A 19111-nucleotide genomic window follows, 5' to 3' on the forward strand; every position below is an offset into this window, starting at 1 on the left:
AGGCTCCTTCTGTCTAGACCGGCTGGAATGCGAAGGTGACGATCTCGTTGCCGTCCGCGTCGGTGGTGAACGGCACCATGGTGAGCTCGACCTCCTGGCCGAACTTCAGCTTGGCCGGGTCGTTCTCGGTCAGCCGTCCCTCGACACGGATCACGTCGCCGAGTTGAACCAGGCCCACACCGAACGGGACGAAGTCGTTGCCGGTCGGGCCGGCGTAAGGGGCCCCGGGCGGGAACCCCTGAGTCGTCCAGGCCACCACGGTTCCGGTCCGCGGCAGCAGCACGTCGCTCATCGCTCCGCCACTGCAGCGCGGGCAGCGCTCCTGCACCGGGAAGGTCGTGGCACCGCAATCGCCGCACCGACTACCGATCAGCTGCGGATTCTCGTCGGGCCAGGTTGAGATCTCGGGAGCGAGTGCCTTCTGCATTGAGGGGTCCTCCGTCATGCGCCAAAAGAACAATGCCGACTGAACCGTATAACAGCTTTCCGAAAAGTGGAAACCGCATTCTCATTACTCGCGGGAGCGACGGTGGCCAGTCCGCTCACCGTCGACGACGGGGTGGTCGCCGCCGAACAACACCTTGCCGATCTATTCGTTGCCGCCGACCACATTCCGGAGGCGCCCGCCTTCGGCAAAGGGGTCGACCGTAGGTTCAACGGTGTGCTCGCGGCGAGCGGCGCACCGAGACGATACGAGGAGACGTCGATGGCGGTCATCGTGCTACTGGAACTGAAGTTCAAGCCCGACGAGGTCGGCGCTGGGCGTGAATTGATGGGGCGGACGCTGGAAACCACCCGGGCTTTCGAGGGAAATCTGCGCACCGACGTCTGGGTCGACGACGACGACGAAGCCCATTGGATCGTTTACGAAGAGTGGGAATCGGTCGACGCCGACGAGGCCTACCGCGCGTTTCGCGCCGGCGAAGGCAAGGTGACCCAGCTGCCTCCGCTGCTGGCCGCGCCTCCGGTCAAGACGAGGTACACCACCAGCGACGTCTAGCTCAGGGCGGGAATGATTTCGCGCTCGAACAACTCGATGCCGGAACGGTCGTAGGCGGCCTCGGGGAAGTACACGATCGCGTATTCGCAGCCGAGATCGCGGAGCTTGGTCAGCCCCTCGATCACCTGCTCCGTCGTGCCCGTCGCCGAGTCCGGAAGACCGCTGGTCATCGAATCCGCCAGCGCCTCGGGCACATAGTTGACCAGCCGGTCGCGCACTCGCTGCTGGCGGTCTTTGACCTCGGCCTCCGACGTGCCGACGATGGCGGTGAAGTTGGCCGAACGCACGATCGCGTCGTAGTCGGTGCCCAGGTCGCTGCAATGCCCGGCGAGCACCTCCGACTTGTGCTTGAAGGCCTCGGGTTCGGATGTGAAGTTGGTGTACTGCGCATACTGCGCCGCGATGCGCAGCGTCACCTTCTCGCCGCCGCCGGCGATCCACAGCGGAATACCGTTGTCTTGCAACGGCCTCGGCTCGACGATCGCACCGTCGACCTGGTAGTGCTTGCCATCGAAACTGACCTTGCCGTCGCGCCAGGCGTCCCGCATGATCTGCACGCCTTCATCCAGCCGGCCCAACCGCACGCCGGCCGACGGAAATCCGTAACCGTAAGCGCGCCACTCATGTTCGTACCAGCCGCCGCCGATGCCCATCTGGATGCGCCCGCCGGAGATGATGTCAGCGGTGGCCGCCACCTTGGCCAGGTAGACCGGATTGCGGTAGCTCATTGCCGTACACATTTGGCCGAGCTTGATCCGCGATGTGGTCGCCGCGTAGGCGGCCATCAGCGACCAGGCCTCGTGCGTGGCCTCGGCGCTCGGCATCGGGACGGTGTGGAAGTGGTCGTAGACCCAGAGCGAGTCCCACGCGCCGTTGTCGGCGTAGGTGGCCAGGTCGCGCATCACCGCCCAGTGCTTTTTGGGTTCGATGTCGACGAGATCCATCCGCCAGCCCTGCGGAATGAAGAGACCAAAGCGCATAGTTAGCGACTCTAGCTGTCACCGGTGCGAGCCGAAACCTCATAGCGAATGGATATGGAGCACCCAGCCTGTGCCTGGCAAGAGAGCGGTAAATGAATGCATGGCAAACAAGATCGTGCACGTGACATTGGCCGGGGCGGCGACCGTCGCGGCACTCGCGCTGTTCGGCGGCGCGCGGCCGAGTGAGCCCGCAGCCGTCGCGGGCGGCGCCCGGATCGTCAACGTCGACAACGGCGACGAGAACTTCGTCAACGACAACGGCCAGACCTCGGGCGACATCTTCCAGCAGAATGCCCAGGACCAGAGCACTGCCAGCGGGGCAGGAACGTAGCGGCCCGGCGTCAGATCGCGGTGCCGCGAAAGCGGTTCACCTCACGGGGACTGCGACAGACATACACCGTCGCATGCGAAGCCTGCGTCGCAATGGCCTCGGCGATGCCGGGCAGGCTGTCACGGCGATAGCGATAGACCCAGATCCAGAATTCGCGAGCCTCGCGCGACCGTCGCACCGCCCGCCATACGCAGCGCCACAGCGCGAAGTCCAGCAGGATGACGGTGTCCGCCCGGCGCAGTCGCAGCGCCAGCCCGGTGTCGTAGGGACCGAGGTCGCCGTCAACGATCCAGTGGTCCCCCGCGACGATCTCACGCTGGATTTCCATCCACTCGGGTTCGGGTGTGGGGCACGGGCCGGGTCGCCAGAACAATTTGTCCAGCTCGACGACTGGAAGACCAAGCCGTCGCGAGAGATCTTGTGCCAGAACTGATTTCCCCGATCCTCCCCGGCCCAGGACGACAATCCGCCGCATCTGGCTCCTACACACCCAGTGCGGCCAGCGCGGCATCGACCGAGGTCGCCCGCAGCGCCTCATACGGAGTGTCCGGAAACTGCAGGCAACAGTCCTGCAGGCCGCCGAATGCCACCACCGCGCGGGTGGACTGCGCGAGCGTGGGCCCCGGCCCAAAAACCAACTTGCCCAACCGGTCCCGCCACGCCAGCACCTTGTCGATGAGTCCGAGATCGGCCAGCATCGTCAACTCGGTGAGCACCAGCACGATGTACTGCCGGTGCCGGTAGTGGAAATCGAAATAGCCCTCCAGCAGTTCGCGGGCATCGATGGCGCGGCGCTCTTCCTGCTCGGCCACGAACCGCTCGCCGTCTTCGATCAACGGCATCACGATGCTGCGCACCAGTTCTTCGCGCGAGGTGAAGTGGTAATACAGCGCGGGTTTGGTGATGCCCAGCCGGTCCGCGATGTCCTGCAGGCTGGTCCGCTGCACGCCGCGTTGCAGGAAAAGTTCCCGGGCGACCTCTTGGATGCGCTTGCGGGTATCCGACCGCGGTCTCGTCACAATCAAGAATTTTAGCTGACTTACCGATAGGTAAGTGTTATGTTAGGGTCACCTAACTACGAGGAGGTCGAGATGCGGATTCTGATCTCGGGGGCCAGCATCTCGGGCCCCGTCCTGGCGTACTGGCTCACCCGACATGGATTCGACGTCACGATCGTCGAACGCGCACCTCAATTGCGAAAGACCGGCGGCCACGCCGTGGATCTGTTTCGCCCCGCCATGGAAATCTCGGCGGAGATGGGCGTGCTGCCCCAAATCGAGGCACTCGCCACCGGTACGACCGAGATGACCATCTATCGCGAGGGCGTCCAGCGGCCGGCGCGCATCGACTTGACCAAGGTCTTCGGCGCGTCATCCGACCGGCATGTCGAGATCATGCGCGACGACCTCAGCGCGGCTTATTACCGCGCCGGCCGCGACGACGTCGAGTACCTCTTCGGCGACACGATCACGTCCATCTCACCCGACGGCGACGTCACCTTCGAATACAACGCGCCCCGAACGTTCGACGTCGTCATCGGCGCCGACGGTCTGCATTCCAACGTGCGCCGCCTGGTCTTCGGCGAGGACGCCGGGCGCACCAGTTTCCTCGGCGGCTACCTGGCGGTGGAATCGGTGCCGAAATCATTTGCCCGCAACGGAGAAATGGTCGTACACATGGGCGCCGGCCGGATGGCGGGGATCTACACCGCGCAGCCCCTCGACGATGCGCGGGCGTTGTTCATGTTTCGCAGCAACGAAGAGCTGCAAATGCACTACCGAGATGTCTTGGGGCAGAAGGAGTTATTGCGGACCAGATTCGCCGGCATGGATCCGGCGGTGGACGGTTGGCTCGCGGAGCTCGACCGCGCGCCGGCGTTCTACTTCGACTCGATCATCCAGCTGCAGTTGGACACGTGGTCTCGTGGACGGGTCGCCTTGGTGGGCGACGCCGGGTACTGCCCCGGGCCGGCGGTCGGAGGCAGCACCAGCCTGGCGGTGATAGGCGCCTACGTGCTGGCGGGCGAACTAGCGGAAGCCAAGGGCGATTACCCGCGTGCGTTTGCGTCCTACGAACGGGCGATGGCCGACGCCGTCCGGCACAGTCGCGCCTTTGCCCGCACGGCCGCCAGGACGATCGTGCCCCGTTCCCGAGCCGGGGTGTGGGGGCTGACCCGCACCGCGCAGCTGGTCTCGGTGCTCCCCGCCGGACTCAGCCGGGCCATCGCCAAGATGAACACCAACGGTGCCCGGCTGTACGACTCGATGCGGTATAAGAAGTACGCCGTCGTTTGACGTCAATGGTCACCACCAGCCAGAGGCGCCTGCCACGAAAGGAAACAATCCAATGGAGCTTGCCGGTGTCGGGATATGGAGCAGTCAACTGCGCTATGGCGATCCAGCCGAATCCGCTGACGCCGCAGCAGAATTGGACGAGCTGGGTTTCAAGGCACTGTGGATTCCGGACGTGGGCGGGCCGGTGTTCGACGCGGTCGACCGCCTGCTGGCGGCAACCAAGCGCACGACGATCGCCACCGGGATCCTGAACCTGTGGATGCATGCGCCCGGCGACGTCGCCGAACGCTATGCCGCGCTCACCTCCGAGTACGGAGACCGCTTCCTGCTGGGGATCGGTGTCAGCCACGCACCGCTGATCGATGCCGGCGAGCCGGGCCGGTACCGCAAACCGCTGGCCGCCACGGTCGCGTTCCTGGACGGATTGGACGCCGCCCCACAACCCGTTTCCCCCGACAAGCGAGTGCTGGCCGCGCTAGGCCCGAAGATGCTGAAGTTGTCGGCGACCCGCGCGCGCGGCGCACACCCGTACCTGGTCACACCCGAGCACACCGCGTCGGCACGTTCGACTTTGGGTGCGGGCCCATTGCTGCTGCCCGAGCAGACGGTGATTCTCACCGAGGACGCCGAGGAAGCCCGCCGTATCGGAAAGGATTGGCTGCGTTCCTATTTGGCGTTGCCGAACTACGCCAATAATCTGATGCGCGGCGGGTTTTCCGAGGACGACGTGGCCCAGGTCAGCGATCGGTTGTTCAACGCGATCATCGCGTGGGGCGACGAAGGCGCGATCCTGCGCAGGGTCAACGAGCATCGTGCCGCCGGCGCCGATCACGTCTGCGTCCAGGTGCTGTTGGCCGATCCGCAGGCCTTCCCGCGCGAGCAATGGCGCCGGATCGCCGCCGCCCTTTAGCGCCGGCGTTTCCTACGCCGATGCCGCGACACGTAAACCATTGCGGCGACACGCCGTGCGGCGTCGCAATGGTTTAAGTCTCGCCGAGGGCGTCGCTGCCCGGCAGCACCGCGCCCAAGCGCCGGCTAGCCGTTCGCCTGCTGAGCCCGCACCCGTTCCGGGTAGCTCGCGGTAATTTTGAACGCGGTGACGAGCAGCGCGGTGGGGATGACCCAGGCGGTCCAGTCGCCGGTGTTCGGGAACTTCACCGAGACGAACGCCAGCACCGCGTTGGCCGCGAAGGTCAAACCCCAGACCGACGTCAATACGCGGTTCGCCCGTTTGAACGCGGGGTGGTCCCACGCCTCACGCGGGGTCGACTCGCGGGCGTATTGCTCGGTAAAGGGCACGAACGCAAGCGAACCCAGCGCGACGGCCGCGAGGATCCCGCTCGAGAGCGTTGCCGACCAGGTGTCCATCCAGTCGTCGTTGTGGGCACCCGTCACGATCCCGGCGACGGTGAGCCCGACGAAAAACGCGATCGTCACCAGGTCGAGCACCTTGTGGCGGCCGCGCATGATCGACGGACCCGCCAGGATGATCGCGGCGACCGCCGCGGCGAGCGCGCCATAGAGCCAGGTGCTCTTGCCGCTGGCGACCACCCCGTAGATGATCCACGGGGCAAAGCCCGCTATCGGGCTCTGCCCAATCCGCTCCAACACGCCGGGCTGGCGACCGGGCGCTGGTTCGTTAGCGTCGGCGACATCGGGCATCTGCATACTCTCCGGTCAGGTGGTGCCAAACCCCCGACCGGAGAGTAGCTGAGATCCCGCGTTAAAGCAGCAAACTTGGGCTAGGTCAAAGAATCCGGCGGCAGGAAGCGGTCGCCGTACTTAGCCGCCAGCTCGCGAGCCCGGGCCACGAACGCCTCCTTGCCGGTACCGCCCGCGCCGGAGTAGCCGACGATGAACTGCGCGCTACCACCGGTGTACGGCGGGAACCCGATGCCCATGATCGAACCGATGTTGGCATCGGCCGTCGACGTCAGCACGTTCTCGTCAAGGCACTTCTGGGTTTCCAGCGCCTCGGCGAACAACATCCGGTCGATCATGTCCTGCAACGGAATGTCCGCGCTGCCCGACTTGAACGTCTCCCGCAGGCCCGGCCACAGGCGGGCGCGCTTGCCGTCGACGTACTCGTAGAAGCCGGCGCCCTTCAATCGTGACGGGCGGCCGAGCTCGATCATCTTCTCGACGACGGCCTCCGCGGGGTGCGGCTCGTAGGTGCCGCCGGCGTCCTCGACACCCTTGCGGGTGGCGTCGGCGATCTTGTGCATCAGCTCCAGGTTGAGCTCGTCGGACAGCTGCAGGGGCGGCGCCGGGTAGCCGGCTTGCGAGCCGGCGTGCTCGATGCTGGCGGGCTCGACACCCTCGCCCAGCATCGCCAGTGCCTCGTTCACGAATGTGCCGATCACCCGGCTGGTGAAGAAGCCGCGGCTGTCGTTGACGACGATCGGGGTCTTGCCGATCGCCAGCGTGTAGTCGAACACCCGGGCCAGCGCTTCGTCAGAAGTCTTCTCGCCCTTGATGATTTCGACCAGTGGCATCTTGTCGACCGGCGAGAAGAAGTGGATTCCGATGAAGTCCTCTTGCCGCTTCACCCCGGTCGCCAGACCGGTGATCGGCAGCGTCGAGGTGTTCGACCCGAGCAGCGCGTTGGGCTCGACGATGTCCTCGATCTCCTGGAATACCTTGTGCTTGAGGTCCTGGTTCTCGAAGACGGCCTCGATCACGAAGTCGACGCCCTTGAAGTCGGCCGGGTCGGCAGACGGCGTGATGCGGTCCAGCAGCGCCTTGCTCTTCTCCTCGGTGGTCTTACCACGCTCAAGTGCTTTGGCCTCAAGCTTTTCCGAGTAGCCCTTACCCTTCTGCGCGGCCTCGAGGCTGACGTCTTTGAGCACCACGTCGAAGCCGGCCTTGGCCGAGACGTACGCGATGCCGGCGCCCATCATGCCCGCGCCCAGCACACCGATCTTGTTGATCTTGACCGGCTCGATGCCGTCGGGACGTGACCCGCCACCATTGATGTGCTGCAGGTCGAAGAAGAACGCCTGGATCATGTTCTTGGCGACCTGGCCGGTGACCAGCTGGGTGAAGTAGCGGCTCTCGATGCGGCTGGCCGTGTCGAAGTCGACCTGCGCACCCTCGACGGCCGCGTCCAGGATGGCCCGCGGCGCCGGCATCGGCGCACCCTTGAGTTGCTTCTTCAGCAGCGCCGGGAACGACGGCAGGATGCCGGCCAGCGCGGGGCTGGACGGGGTACCGCCAGGCATCTTGTAACCCTTTTTGTCCCACGGCTGTTCGTGCGCTTCGGGATTCGCCTTGATCCACGCCTTGGCGGCGGGCACCAACTCCTCGACGGAGCCGACCAGCTCGTCGACAAGCCCGATCTCCTTGGCCTTGTCCGGCTTGAACCGGGTGCCCTGCGACAGCACGTTCATGAACGCGTTCTGGATGCCGAACATCCGCACGCTGCGGGCCACCCCGCCACCGCCGGGCAGCAGGCCCAGCGTCACCTCGGGGAACCCGACGACGAGCCCCTTGACGTCGGCGGCAATGCGGTGATGACATGCCAGCGCGATTTCCAGGCCGCCGCCGAGCGCGGCGCCGTTGATGGCGGCCACGACCGGCTTGCCCAGGGTCTCCAGGGCGCGCAGGTCGCGCTTGACCGCCTCGACGGTGTCGAACGCTTCGCCGGCGTTCTCGGGGCCGAGCTTGATCATGCCCTTCAGGTCACCGCCGGCGAAGAAGGTCTTCTTCGCGCTGGTGATGACCACGCCGGTAATCGAATCCTTCTCTGCCGCGAGGCGTTCCACGGCGTTGTGCATCGATTCGGCGTAGTGCTCGTTCATCACGTTGGCCGACCCGGTGGGGTCGTCAAGCGTCAGCGTGACGATGCCGTCGGCATCCTTGTCCCACTGAATCGTGTTCTCTGCCATGGCCTTAAACCCTCTCGATGATGGTCGCGACACCCATGCCGCCACCGATGCACAGCGTGATCAGCGCGCGACGCCCGTTGCGGCGCTCGAGCTCGTCGACCATGGTGCCGGTGATCATGGCGCCGGTGGCGCCCAGCGGGTGGCCCATCGCTATGGCACCACCGTTGACGTTGAGCTTCTCGTCCGGGATGTTCAGGTCCTTCTGGAACTTCAGCACCACCGACGCGAACGCCTCGTTGAGCTCGAACAGGTCGATGTCGTCGATCGTCATGCCGGCGCGGTCGAGCACCTTGCGCGTGGCCGGCGTCGGGCCGGTGAGCATGATGACCGGGTCCGCACCGCTGGTGGCGGTGGCCACGATGCGCGCCCGCGGGGTCAAGCCCTGCGACTTGCCCGCGGCCTCCGAACCGACCAGCACCAGCGCGGCGCCGTCGACGATGCCGGAGCTGTTGCCGCCGGTGTGGACGTGGTTGATCTTTTCGACATAGTGGTACTTGGTCAGCGCCACGTCGTCGAAGCCGCCCATCTCGCCGATGCCGTCGAATGCGGTCTTCAGCTTGGCCAGGCCTTCCATCGTGGTGTCGGGCCGCATGTGCTCGTCGTGGTCGAGGATGACCAGACCGTTCTGGTCGCGCACCGGCACCACCGACTTGGCGAAGTAGCCGCCCGACCAGGCCTCGGCGGCCTTCTGCTGCGAGCGCAACGCGTAGGCGTCGACGTCTTCGCGGGAGAAGCCCTCGATGGTGGCGATCAGGTCGGCGCCGATGCCCTGCGGCACGAAGCCGATCTGGTAGTTGGTCTCGGGGTCGGTCGCCCAGGCGCCGCCGTCGGAGCCCATCGGGACGCGGCTCATCGACTCGACACCGCCGGCCAGCACCAGGTCGTCCCAGCCGGAACGCACCTTCTGTGCGGCGGTGTTGACGGCCTCGAGACCGGAGGCGCAGAACCGGTTCAGCTGCACACCGCCGGTGGTCTCGGGCAGCCCGGCGGCCAGCACCGCGGTGCGCGCGATGTCGCCACCCTGGTCGCCGACCGGGGAGACGACGCCCAGGATCATGTCGCTGATCAGGTTCTCGTCCAGGTCGGGGTTGCGCCGGCGCAGCTCGTCGACCAGCCCGACGACCAGGTTCAGTGGCTTGACCTCGTTGAGCGATCCGTTGCGTTGCTTCCCGCGGGGTGTGCGGATGGCCTCGTAGATGAAGGCTTCTTCGGACATGTCGACTTCCTGTTCACAAATGGGGTTTCGGGTCCGTCTACGAGCACCCTAACAGGGGTTCCCGGCCAACCTGTTGGTTGGGGGAGTCGGGGCTGGTCAGCGGTCTTGCGGGCGGCGACCTGTTGGTGCCGGGCGTCGAGCGTGCGTCCTGGGCGTCGGGTGTGAACCCCGGGCGTCGAGTGTGCGTCCCGGGCGTCGAGCGTGCGTCCTGGGCGTCGAGTGTGAACCCCGGGCGTCGCGTGTGCGCACACGGCGGCGACACGCCGAGCGGGCCCGCCACATCCACACACTCAAAGCCATAGCCGCACACTCAACCCAGCGTTGAGCGACTGTGCACCCCGGGCGGCGACGGGCCCGGCCTAAGCTCGACGACCATGACGGTGTCGCGCTTGCGGCCCTACGCGACCACGGTGTTCGCCGAGATGTCGGCACTGGCCGCGCGGATCGGCGCGGTGAACCTGGGTCAGGGCTTTCCCGACGAAGACGGACCCCCGGCGCTGCTGCAGGCCGCACAAGACGCGATCGCCGGCGGCGCGAACCAATACCCGCCGGGGATCGGCATCGCGCCGCTGCGCCACGCCATCGCCGCACAGCGCAACCGGCATTTCGGCATCGAGTACGACCCCGACACCGAGGTGCTGGTGACGGTCGGGGCCACCGAGGCCATCGCGGCGGCAGTCATCGGCCTGGTCGAGCCCGGCTCGGAGGTGCTGCTGATCGAGCCCTTCTACGACTCCTACTCGCCGGTGGTCGCGATGGCCGGGGCGCACCGAGCCGCGGTGCCACTGGTCGCCGACGGCCGCGGCTTCGCGCTCGACACCGACGCCCTGCGGCGGGCGGTGACCCCGGCGACCCGCGCGCTGATCGTCAACTCACCACACAACCCCACCGGCGCCGTGCTGAGCGCTGCCGAACTGCAGGCCATCGCCGAGATCGCGGTCGCGGCTGACCTTTTGGTGATTACCGACGAGGTGTACGAACACCTGGTGTTCGACGGCCATCGCCACCTGCCGCTGGCCGGCTTCGACGGGATGGCGCAGCGCACCATCACGATCTCCAGCGCGGCCAAAATGTTCAACTGCACCGGCTGGAAGATCGGATGGGCTTGCGGCCCAGCAGAACTCATCGCCGGGATGCGTGCCGCCAAACAGTATCTGAGCTACGTCGGCGGTGCGCCGTTTCAGCCCGCGGTAGCCCTGGCGCTGGACACCGAGGATGCCTGGGTGGACGAACTGCGGCGCTCGCTGCAGGCCAGGCGCGACCGACTGGCCGCGGGGCTCGCCCACATCGGCTTCGCGGTGCACGACAGCAACGGCAGCTACTTCCTCTGCGCCGACCCGCGCCCACTCGGGTACGACGACAGCACGACATTCTGTGCGGCGTTACCGGAAAAGGTCGGCGTGGCGGCCATTCCGATGTCGGCATTCTGCGACCCGACGGCGCCGCATGCCGACCTGTGGAATCACTTGGTGCGCTTCACTTTCTGCAAACGCGACGACACCCTTGACGAGGCGATCAAGAGGCTGTCCGCGCTCAAGACCGCTTAGAGGCCTCGTCGCCCATCACGCGCTTTCGCAGGCCCTCCAGTGCGGCGTAGAGAATTTTGTTGCCGGCCGAGCGCACCCAGAACTTGGGCAGCGGCGCCCTGAGTTCGATCGTGAGGCTGAATCGCACCCGGGTCTTGTCGTCGCCCTCACGCTCCAGGTTGTATTCGCCGTGCTGAGCGTGTTGCTGGGCGGTCTTCTGCGCATCCCAGACCATCCAGTCGGGGCCCCAGTGATATTCGACCATTTCGGTATCGGCGATGCCGCTTACTCTGATCGTCATCCGCACGTGGTGCGGCAGGCCGTCGGGATACCTGTCGACGACTTCGACGCGCTTGTGCAATGGCGACCACGAGGGCACGGCGTCCATGTCGGCCAGCGCCTCCATGATCACTCCCGGGGGCGCCGCAATGACGATTTCTGACGATGCGCGTATGGCCACTGTCTACCAAATTAGCAATCGAGAATGAATTACGGCGCCTTATCCGAACCGCCACGCGTCACCAGGTCGCGCAGCCCCTTCACCGAAGCGTCGAGGACGTTTTGCATCACCCGCCGCACGACGAATCCGGGAATGAAACCCGCGGGTTCGACGGTGATATCGAACCGCACTCGCGTCTGGTCGACGCCCTCGGGTTTGAGGTTGTATTCGACGTGCTGGCCGTGCTGCTGGGAGGTTCCCTTGACGTCGTACACCACCCAATCCGGACCCCAGTGATATTCCAGAACCTCTTTGTCGACGAGGCCGAAAATCCGAATGGTGGTTTTCACGCGGCGCGCCCGGCCGTCGGGATAACGGTCGATCACTTCTATCCGTTTATGCAGCGGCGACCAGGATTCCAGCACGTTGACATCCTCGAGCGCCCCCATGACCACGTCGAGCGGCGCATCAACTATGAATTCACGTGATGCCTTGACAGCCACTGAGGCCAACCTAGCAATCCCGTCCCAGGCGCGGAACGTGTTCAGGGTAATTAATTTGCTACCAGTTGATTTCGTCGATCGGCGTGGTAGTCGCCGGCGGCGGCCCGACGGGTCCGGCCGGTGTTCGCGAGAAACGCGGGGCGGGCGCGGCCTGCTCGACGCCGTGGGCGGTGATCACCGTCGACCGCGCGTTCAGATGATCGTCGACGGCGGCCTCACTCCAGGTCAGCACCGGCGTGACGCAGGCGTCGGTGCCGGCGAAAACCTGGGTCCACTCGTCTCGCGTGCGACTGGCGAATCGCTGCGCGAAGACGTCGTACATCTGCTGATACGAACCGATTTCGAGCTGGCTCGGCACGTCGTCGGGCGACAGACCCAGCCCGCCCAGCAGCGCGGCGAAGAACTGCGGCTCGATGGCGCCGACGGCCATGTACTTGCCGTCGGAGGTCTCATAGCAGCGATAGAACGGGGCGCCGCCGTCGAGCAGAAACGATTCACGCTTGTCGCGCAGGCTGCCAATTCCCTTCATGGTCCACATCATTTGGGCGAGCACGCTGACCCCGTCGACCATCGCGGCGTCGACCACCTGACCCTGACCGGACCGTTCCCGTTCGTACAGCGCGACGGCGATACCGATGAGCACCAGCATCGAACCGCCGCCGAAATCGGCGACCAGGTTCAGCGGCGGCATCGGCGGCCGGTCGGCGTAGCCCAGCGCCGACAACGCGCCGGTTCGCGACAGGTAGTTGATGTCGTGCCCGGCGGTCGGGGCCAACGGCCCGTCCTGCCCCCAGCCGGTGATCCGGGCGTAGATCAGCCGCGGGTTGACCGCCGCGCAGTAGTCGGGTCCGATGCCGAGTCGCTCGCAGGTGCCCGGCCGGAAGCAGTCCAGCAGCACGTCGGCCTTGGCGGCGAGCTCCAGCAGCGCACCCGGCTGCGTCTTGACGTCCAGGTCGACTATCCGCTTGCCCCGGTGCAACAGGTCGCGGTCCTCGGCCGGCATCGTCAGCCCGCCGGGGCGGCGCACCCGCACCACGTCGGCACCCAGGTCGGCGAGCATCATCCCCGCGTGCGGACCCGGTCCGATGCCGCCGAGTTCGAGGACTTTGATCCCGGCCAGCGGTCCGTCGCCGGTCATCGCGCCTACTTACCCTTCTTCACCTGCAGCACCCGCTTGCGTAATCCCTCGGTCCCGGTGTCGACCGTGCCCTTGATGGCGCGTTTCAAAACGAAGCCCGGCAGCGGGACCACCGGATCGACGCTGAGCTGGAACGTGACCTTGGTGGCGTCACCGGCGGGCGTCAGCTTGTAGGACGCGTCCTGCGAACGCTGCTGGCCCGAGCTGACCAGCGTCCAGCTGACCTCGTTGTCGCCCCACGTGTACGCGATCACCTGCTCGTCGGTGATGCCCGCGGCTTTGACTTTCATCTTGACCTTGGTGGGTCGACCGTTGGCGTCGCGCTCGAGGATTTCGACGCTCTGATGCGGCGGCGACCATTCGGTCACCGAGTCGAGATCGGCGATGACATCGAGGATCTCTTCGGGGCTGGCTTCGATGACAACTTCGCGGGTCTCGTTGATCGCCATGGCCCGCACGATAGCGAAATGACGTCCGGCCGGGAGCGCTTTCGACCGAGCGTACCGTCGACTTCGTGACTGCTACCACGCCCGACGCGGGGTCGGCCCCCGCGGATTCCGCCTACACCGTCGGTGACTACTTGTTGGACCGTCTCGCCGAGCTCGGCGTCTCCGAGATCTTCGGCGTCCCCGGCGACTACAACCTGGAATTCCTCGACCACATCGTCGCGCATCCGAGAATTCGGTGGGTGGGCAACGCCAACGAGCTGAACGCCGGCTACGCCGCCGACGGCTATGGACGGCTGCGCGGATTGGCAGCTGTGGTAACGACATTCGGAGTGGGTGAGCTCTCGGCGACCAACGCGATCGCCGGCAGCTACGCCGAGCATGTGCCCGTCGTGCACATCGTCGGCGGCCCCTCGAAAGACGCCCAGGGAACCAGGCGGGCGTTGCACCATTCGCTCGGGGACGGCGACTTCGAGCACTTCTTGCGCATCAGCCGCGAAATCACCTGTGCTCAAGCTAATCTCATGCCGGCAACGGCCTGCCGGGAGATCGACCGGGTGCTGTCGGAGGTGCGCGAGCAGAAGCGCCCGGGCTACATACTGCTGTCGACGGATGTGGCGCGCTTCCCCACCGAACCGCCCAGAACTCCGCTGCCGCGCTACACCGGCGGTACCAGCCCGCGTGCGCTGTCGATGTTCGTCGAGGCGGCCCGCGAGCTCATCGGCGACAACCGGTTGACCGTGCTGGCCGACCTGCTGGTGCACCGCCTGCAGGCGGTCAAAGAACTCGAGGCGTTGCTGACCGCCGACGTGGTGCCGTACGCCACGCTGATGTGGGGTAAGAGCCTGCTCGACGAGAGCGCGCCGAACTTCCTGGGAATCTATGCGGGCGCGGCCAGTGCTCCGGAGGTACGCGCCGCGATCGAAGACGCGCCCGTCCTGGTCACCGCCGGGGTCGTCTTCACCGACATGGTGAGCGGCTTCTTCAGCCAGCACATCGACTCGTCCCGCAACATCGACGTCGGGCAATATCAGAGCACCGTGGCCGGCCGGGTGTTCGCGCCGCTGGAAATGGGCGCCGCGCTGGGGGCGCTGGCCGAGATCCTGACCGAGCGCGGAATCAGTTCACCACCCGTCGCATCCGCGACAGGCCAACAGCGGCCGGCCGCGGCCCCGGCACCCGCGCGCGATCAAGCCCTGACCCAGGAGATGGTGTGGGACCGGCTGTGCGACGCGCTCACCCCCGGGAACGTGGTACTCGCCGATCAGGGCACCTCCTTCTACGGGATGGCCGACCACCGGCTGCCCAAGGGGGTGATGTTCATCGGCCAACCCCTTTGGGGCTCAATCGGTTACACGTTGCCCGCGGCGCTCGGCGCGGCGGTCGCGCACCCGGACCGAAGGTCGGTGTTGCTGATCGGTGACGGCGCCGCGCAGCTGACCGTGCAGGAGCTGGGCACCTTCTTTCGCGAGGGACTATCGCCGGTCATCGTGGTGGTCAACAACGACGGCTACACGGTGGAGCGGGCCATCCACGGCGAGACGGCGCCCTACAACGACATCGTCAGCTGGAGTTGGACCGACGTTCCCCAAACGCTGGGCGTGGTCGATCACCTTGCGTTCCGCGCGCAAAGCTACGGCGAACTCGACGACGCGCTGATCGCGGCGGCGGAACACCAGGACCGCATGGTGCTCGTCGAAGTGGTCTTGCCCCGCATGGAGATTCCGCCGCTGCTGGTCGAACTCGTCCAGCCGATGTCGCCGGATGGCAGCAGGCGTCGCTGAAGCGACCTAGGCCGTGCGGTCCGGCTTGGACGATTTGAGTATGGCCTGAACCGTTCGCCGACAACGGCCGCAGTCGGCCCCCGCCCCACAGGCATGGGCGACGTCCTTGGTGGTCGATGCTCCCGCGTCGACGACGTCGGACACCGTCTGGCTGGTGACTCCGTTACACAGACAGACGAACATCGAGCGGAAGGCTGACTAGCTCTCGATGCGCATGATGTCCGAGAACTGGCCGACGAACAGCGGCGGGTACAGGCCGACTCCCGCACCCGACATCCACTGGGCCGCGGCATCGGGGTGCTCGATCCACTCCCGCGCGCTGTCTTCGTCGGGGAATTCCTGCAGGATCAATACCTCGTGATCGTCGTCGAAAGCCTGGAATACCCATGTCTTTCGGATACCCGCCGCGGCGAATCTGTCCATCGCCGAGCCGACGCCCGCGATCAGCGTCGGCACATCGTCGACCGATGCGATGGCGGCCACCACGACCCCGGGCACCGCGGGAGTCGGCGGGGGCGCCGGGATGAACCTGTCGATGATCTCTCCGGCGAACACCGCGGGGATGTCCTCGACGCCGGCCTCGTCGAACCAGTCGAAGAACACCCGCGATCGCAGCAATTCCACGATCGGCTCGCGACTGTGCACCCCGATCATCACCAGCACGCGGCCGTAGTCATGCGTCGAGGTGTAGACCAGAACGTGGTGCGCTCCGATGTCGGACAGAGCCTTCTTGTTGCGCTCCAGGAAGGGCTTCACCCGGGTCGGGTCGGGCAACCGGTAGTCCGACGCGATCACCATCGAATGAATCTCGCCGTTGTTCATCGGAGTCGGTCCTTCATCACCTTCCCCGTCGCGTTGAGTGGCAGGGAATCAAGGAACTGTACCGCGCGCGGCACTTTGAACCCCGCCATCCGGTCACGACACCAACTGATCAGCTCGTCGGCGCTGACGGCACCGTCGAGGACCACAAACGCCTTGCCGACCTGCCCCAGTCGCTCGTCGGGAACGCCGATCACCGCCGCCTGCGCGACGGCCGGGTGGCTGAGCAGGAAGCCCTCGATCTCGGCCGGGTAGGCATTGAAGCCGCCGACGATGAACATGTCCTTCTTGCGTCCGACGATGCGCAGCCGCCCGGCCTCGGTGAATTCCCCCAGGTCTCCGGTGTGCAACCACCCGTCGCCGTCGATCGCTTGCGCGGTCGCCGCGGGATCGTCGAGGTAGCCCTGCATGACGCCGTAGCCGCGGACCAGCACCTCGCCGTCCTCGGCGATGCGCACCTCAACCCCCTGGCATGGGACGCCCGCGGTGGTGGCGACGTCCTCGAAGGAATCGCCGGGCAGCGACAAGGTGACGTTGCCGGCCTCGGTGAGCCCGTAGCCGGTCATCAGCGTCTGAAACGGCAGTTCGCCGTGGATACGGCGGACCAGCTCGACGGGGATGTCGGCGGCGCCGGTCACGCCGGCGCGCAATGTGGACAGCTTCGACTTGTCCCCCACCGTCAGCAGCGAGTGATATAGAGTCGGCGGCCCGGGAAGCATCGTAATGCCTTCGCGCGCAATGATTTCCACTACCGTGTCGACATCGAACACCGCGACCGGCAGCATCGTCGCGCCGCGCAGGAAGGACGTGACGAGTCCCGCCTTCAGGCCAAACGTGTGGAAGTACGGATTGATCTGCAGGTAGCGGTCGCCCTCGCGCAGATCCGCGAGCGTGGCCCACTCCTCGTACATGCGCAGCGTTTGGCGATGATTCATCATCGCCCCCTTCGGGCGGCCGGTGGTGCCCGAAGTGAAGATGATGTCCGAGATGTCGTCGCCGCTCACCGCCCGCTCGAAGGGTGAACCGCTGGAAAGAAAGTCGGACTTCAGGTCGATGACGGGTGTGCCCACCGGCGCGGCGAAGTCCTGACCCAGAAAGCCCTTCTGCACCAGGACCGCTTTCACCCCGCTGCGGGCGATGATGTCGCCCGCTTCTTCGGTCTTGAACCGCGTGTTGACCGGCACCAGCACACCGCCCGCGGTGAGCAGCCCGAACGCGGCGATGATCCACTCCGCCGAGTTGGGCGCCCAGATAGCGACTCGCTCGCCCTTGTCGACACCGAGGTCAGCGAAAGCTCCTGCAGCACAACGGATTCGGTGGACGACTTCGGTGAAGGTGAAGCGCAGCGGACCGTCGACGACTGCTTCGGCATCGCCGAATCGGTCCGCCGCGCTCAAGACCATCTCGGGGATGGTCTCCCACCCAGGGGTGTTTGTCACACGGTGACGAGTCGGGACAGGTTGCCGCCCATGATCTTTGCCTGGTCGTCAACCGACAGGTGCGACAGTGCGTTGACGTAGAACGTCGGCTCCGCCAGACCTTCTGGGTGCGGCCAGTCCGAGCCGTACAGCACCTGATCCACACCGACGAGGTTGACCAGATCGTCGATGCCGTCCTCGAAGAACGGGCTCACGTAGATGCGGTTCTTGACCATCTCGACCGGGTCGCTCGGGAAGGCTTCCGGCGCCTTGCGGAAGACCTCGGCCAGGCCGTCCAGCAGCGGAGTCATCCACTTCGAACCGGCCTCGACGATCGCGACCTTCAGCTTGGGGTGGCGGTAGAGCGCGCCGTGAATCACCCACGACCCCACCGAGTCCTGGATCGGCCGCCACTCGTTGAGGATGCCCATCGCATTGGTTTGGAACGGCAGCATCTCCTGGTCGGCACCGTCCCACTCGGAGGTGTACCGGGAGTAGCCGCTGTCGCTGGAGTGCATGCCGACCAGCACGTCGTGCTCGACGACGCGCTCCCAGAACGGGTCGAACTCGGGCACCGCGAACGAACGCGGGCCACGGAAGCCGGGAACGGGAGCCGGGCGGACCAAGATGGCGCGGGCACCACGCTTGACGGCCCACTCCAGCTCCTCGATCGCCTTCTCGACGATCGGCAGGGTGATGACCGGGGTGGTGAAGATGCGGTTCTCGTAGTTGAAGCCCCAGACCTCGTCGAGCCACTGGTTGAGGGCATGGATCAAAACGTGGATGGCGAGCGGGTCGTCGCGCAGCCGCTCCTCGATCAGGCTGGCCAGGGTCGGGAACATCAGGGTGCGGTCCAGACCCAGCTCGTTCATCTTCTCCAGGCGCGGACCGGGCTCGAAGAACGCCGGGATCGCCCGCATCGGCTCACCGAACAGTTCGCGCTTGCTCTTGCCTTCCGGGTTGCCGTACTTGAAGTACTCCTCCCAGGCACCCGGCCGCGCGACGACCTCGAAGGTCGGGTTGGGGATGTAGTTGCTGATCTGGCCGCGGATCGCGATCTTCGTCCGCCCGTTGACCTGGACGTACTGGACGAAGTCCTTGTACTCCTTGGGCAGGTACTTGGTCAGCGCCTCCGGCGGCTCGTAGAGGTGATTATCAGCGTCAAAGATTGGAAACGGGACGTCTTCCCGGTGTGACAACTGGCCCATGAGATCCTCCTTCGCGATTTGTGAGAATACTATTCTCTACCAGGCCGCACCGCAAACGTGATCCCCAGGGTTGACCGCCGCTCGCGGTCTCGGCGGGGGCGAGTCGCGCCGGCCGCCGCGGC

Annotated in this window: 21 protein-coding genes; 6 read left to right on the plus strand and 15 right to left on the minus strand. The window is 66.0% G+C overall.

Annotated features, from left to right (window positions below):
* Positions 1-13: 13 nt before the first annotated feature.
* Positions 14-427 (minus strand): Zn-ribbon domain-containing OB-fold protein, encoded by a 414-nt coding sequence (locus tag BN973_RS25250; RefSeq protein ID WP_036471445.1) that lies wholly within the window; start codon positions 425-427, stop codon positions 14-16.
* Positions 428-706: 279 nt separating this feature from the next.
* Between BN973_RS25250 and BN973_RS25255 the strand changes: the two genes are divergently transcribed.
* Positions 707-1000, plus strand: coding sequence for a putative quinol monooxygenase (locus tag BN973_RS25255; protein ID WP_036473057.1), 294 nt, complete (start codon positions 707-709; stop codon positions 998-1000).
* On the opposite strand, the gene BN973_RS25260 is transcribed toward BN973_RS25255, so the two are convergent.
* Positions 997-1980 (minus strand): LLM class F420-dependent oxidoreductase, encoded by a 984-nt coding sequence (locus BN973_RS25260; RefSeq protein WP_036471446.1) that lies wholly within the window; start codon positions 1978-1980, stop codon positions 997-999. The genes BN973_RS25255 and BN973_RS25260 overlap by 4 nt on opposite strands.
* A 100-nt stretch (positions 1981-2080) precedes the next feature.
* Here BN973_RS25260 and BN973_RS25265 point away from each other — a divergent pair, with 100 nt between their 5' ends.
* Positions 2081-2311, plus strand: a complete 231-nt coding sequence (locus BN973_RS25265) for a hypothetical protein (protein WP_036471447.1) — start codon at positions 2081-2083, stop codon at positions 2309-2311.
* 10 nt (positions 2312-2321) lie between these two features.
* Here BN973_RS25265 and BN973_RS25270 read toward each other — a convergent pair whose 3' ends face one another.
* Both BN973_RS25270 and BN973_RS25275 read right to left on the minus strand, forming a co-directional pair.
* Positions 2322-2786 (minus strand): P-loop NTPase family protein, encoded by a 465-nt coding sequence (locus tag BN973_RS25270; RefSeq protein ID WP_036471448.1) that lies wholly within the window; start codon positions 2784-2786, stop codon positions 2322-2324.
* Positions 2787-2793: 7 nt separating this feature from the next.
* Complete coding sequence (locus tag BN973_RS25275) at positions 2794-3330, minus strand: TetR/AcrR family transcriptional regulator (RefSeq protein ID WP_036471449.1); 537 nt, start codon at positions 3328-3330, stop codon at positions 2794-2796.
* A 72-nt stretch (positions 3331-3402) separates the two neighbouring features.
* Here BN973_RS25275 and BN973_RS25280 point away from each other — a divergent pair, with 72 nt between their 5' ends.
* A complete protein-coding gene (locus tag BN973_RS25280; RefSeq protein ID WP_036471450.1) occupies positions 3403-4605 on the plus strand; it encodes an FAD-dependent monooxygenase in 1203 nt (400 codons plus the stop codon).
* A gap of 52 nt (positions 4606-4657) precedes the next feature.
* On the plus strand, positions 4658-5515 hold the full coding sequence (locus tag BN973_RS25285; protein ID WP_036471451.1) for an LLM class F420-dependent oxidoreductase: 858 nt from the start codon (positions 4658-4660) through the stop codon (positions 5513-5515).
* Positions 5516-5640: 125 nt separating this feature from the next.
* Here the strand turns inward: BN973_RS25285 and BN973_RS25290 are convergent, their stop codons facing one another.
* The 3 genes from BN973_RS25290 to BN973_RS25300 all read right to left on the minus strand — a co-directional run bounded on the left by BN973_RS25290 (position 5641) and on the right by BN973_RS25300 (position 9708).
* Positions 5641-6267 (minus strand): DUF3159 domain-containing protein, encoded by a 627-nt coding sequence (locus BN973_RS25290; protein WP_084163660.1) that lies wholly within the window; start codon positions 6265-6267, stop codon positions 5641-5643.
* A gap of 80 nt (positions 6268-6347) precedes the next feature.
* Entirely contained in the window at positions 6348-8492 is a 2145-nt protein-coding gene (locus BN973_RS25295; protein WP_036471452.1) for a 3-hydroxyacyl-CoA dehydrogenase NAD-binding domain-containing protein, read from the minus strand.
* A gap of 4 nt (positions 8493-8496) precedes the next feature.
* Entirely contained in the window at positions 8497-9708 is a 1212-nt protein-coding gene (locus BN973_RS25300) for an acetyl-CoA C-acetyltransferase (protein ID WP_036471453.1), read from the minus strand.
* A gap of 374 nt (positions 9709-10082) precedes the next feature.
* Between BN973_RS25300 and BN973_RS25305 the strand changes: the two genes are divergently transcribed.
* Positions 10083-11255, plus strand: a complete 1173-nt coding sequence (locus BN973_RS25305) for a pyridoxal phosphate-dependent aminotransferase (RefSeq protein ID WP_036471454.1) — start codon at positions 10083-10085, stop codon at positions 11253-11255.
* Here BN973_RS25305 and BN973_RS25310 read toward each other — a convergent pair.
* The 4 genes from BN973_RS25310 to BN973_RS25325 are packed head-to-tail and all read right to left on the minus strand — an operon-like array spanning position 11242 to position 13763.
* Positions 11242-11694: an SRPBCC family protein gene (locus tag BN973_RS25310; RefSeq protein WP_036471455.1), complete on the minus strand. Its 453-nt coding sequence runs from the start codon at positions 11692-11694 to the stop codon at positions 11242-11244. The genes BN973_RS25305 and BN973_RS25310 overlap by 14 nt on opposite strands.
* 29 nt (positions 11695-11723) lie before the next feature.
* On the minus strand, positions 11724-12176 hold the full coding sequence (locus BN973_RS25315; RefSeq protein WP_036471456.1) for an SRPBCC family protein: 453 nt from the start codon (positions 12174-12176) through the stop codon (positions 11724-11726).
* 58 nt (positions 12177-12234) lie between these two features.
* Positions 12235-13314 carry a CaiB/BaiF CoA transferase family protein gene (locus tag BN973_RS25320; protein WP_036471457.1) on the minus strand — a complete coding sequence of 360 codons (1080 nt, stop codon included), beginning with the start codon at positions 13312-13314 and terminating at the stop codon, positions 12235-12237.
* 5 nt (positions 13315-13319) lie between these two features.
* Positions 13320-13763, minus strand: a complete 444-nt coding sequence (locus tag BN973_RS25325; RefSeq protein ID WP_036471458.1) for an SRPBCC family protein — start codon at positions 13761-13763, stop codon at positions 13320-13322.
* Positions 13764-13828: 65 nt separating this feature from the next.
* Between BN973_RS25325 and BN973_RS25330 the strand changes: the two genes are divergently transcribed.
* The gene (locus BN973_RS25330) at positions 13829-15544 is read left to right on the plus strand and encodes an alpha-keto acid decarboxylase family protein (protein ID WP_036471459.1); all 1716 of its coding nucleotides are present in this window, start codon (positions 13829-13831) and stop codon (positions 15542-15544) included.
* Positions 15545-15550: 6 nt separating this feature from the next.
* Here BN973_RS25330 and BN973_RS30780 read toward each other — a convergent pair whose 3' ends face one another.
* From BN973_RS30780 to BN973_RS25345, 4 genes are read right to left on the minus strand one after another with little or no spacing between them, the layout of a single operon-like run.
* Positions 15551-15727 carry a (2Fe-2S)-binding protein gene (locus BN973_RS30780; protein WP_084163545.1) on the minus strand — a complete coding sequence of 59 codons (177 nt, stop codon included), beginning with the start codon at positions 15725-15727 and terminating at the stop codon, positions 15551-15553.
* Between the two features lie 15 nt (positions 15728-15742).
* On the minus strand, positions 15743-16366 hold the full coding sequence (locus tag BN973_RS25335) for a hypothetical protein (protein ID WP_036471460.1): 624 nt from the start codon (positions 16364-16366) through the stop codon (positions 15743-15745).
* Complete coding sequence (locus BN973_RS25340; RefSeq protein ID WP_036471461.1) at positions 16363-17766, minus strand: FadD3 family acyl-CoA ligase; 1404 nt, start codon at positions 17764-17766, stop codon at positions 16363-16365. Before BN973_RS25340 ends, BN973_RS25335 begins: the two co-directional genes overlap by 4 nt.
* Before the next feature lie 32 nt (positions 17767-17798).
* Positions 17799-18989 carry an amidohydrolase family protein gene (locus BN973_RS25345; protein WP_036471462.1) on the minus strand — a complete coding sequence of 397 codons (1191 nt, stop codon included), beginning with the start codon at positions 18987-18989 and terminating at the stop codon, positions 17799-17801.
* Between the last annotated feature and the right edge of the window lie 122 nt (positions 18990-19111).

The sequence above is a fragment of the Mycobacterium triplex genome (assembly GCF_000689255.1).
Lineage (GTDB): Bacteria > Actinomycetota > Actinomycetes > Mycobacteriales > Mycobacteriaceae > Mycobacterium > Mycobacterium triplex.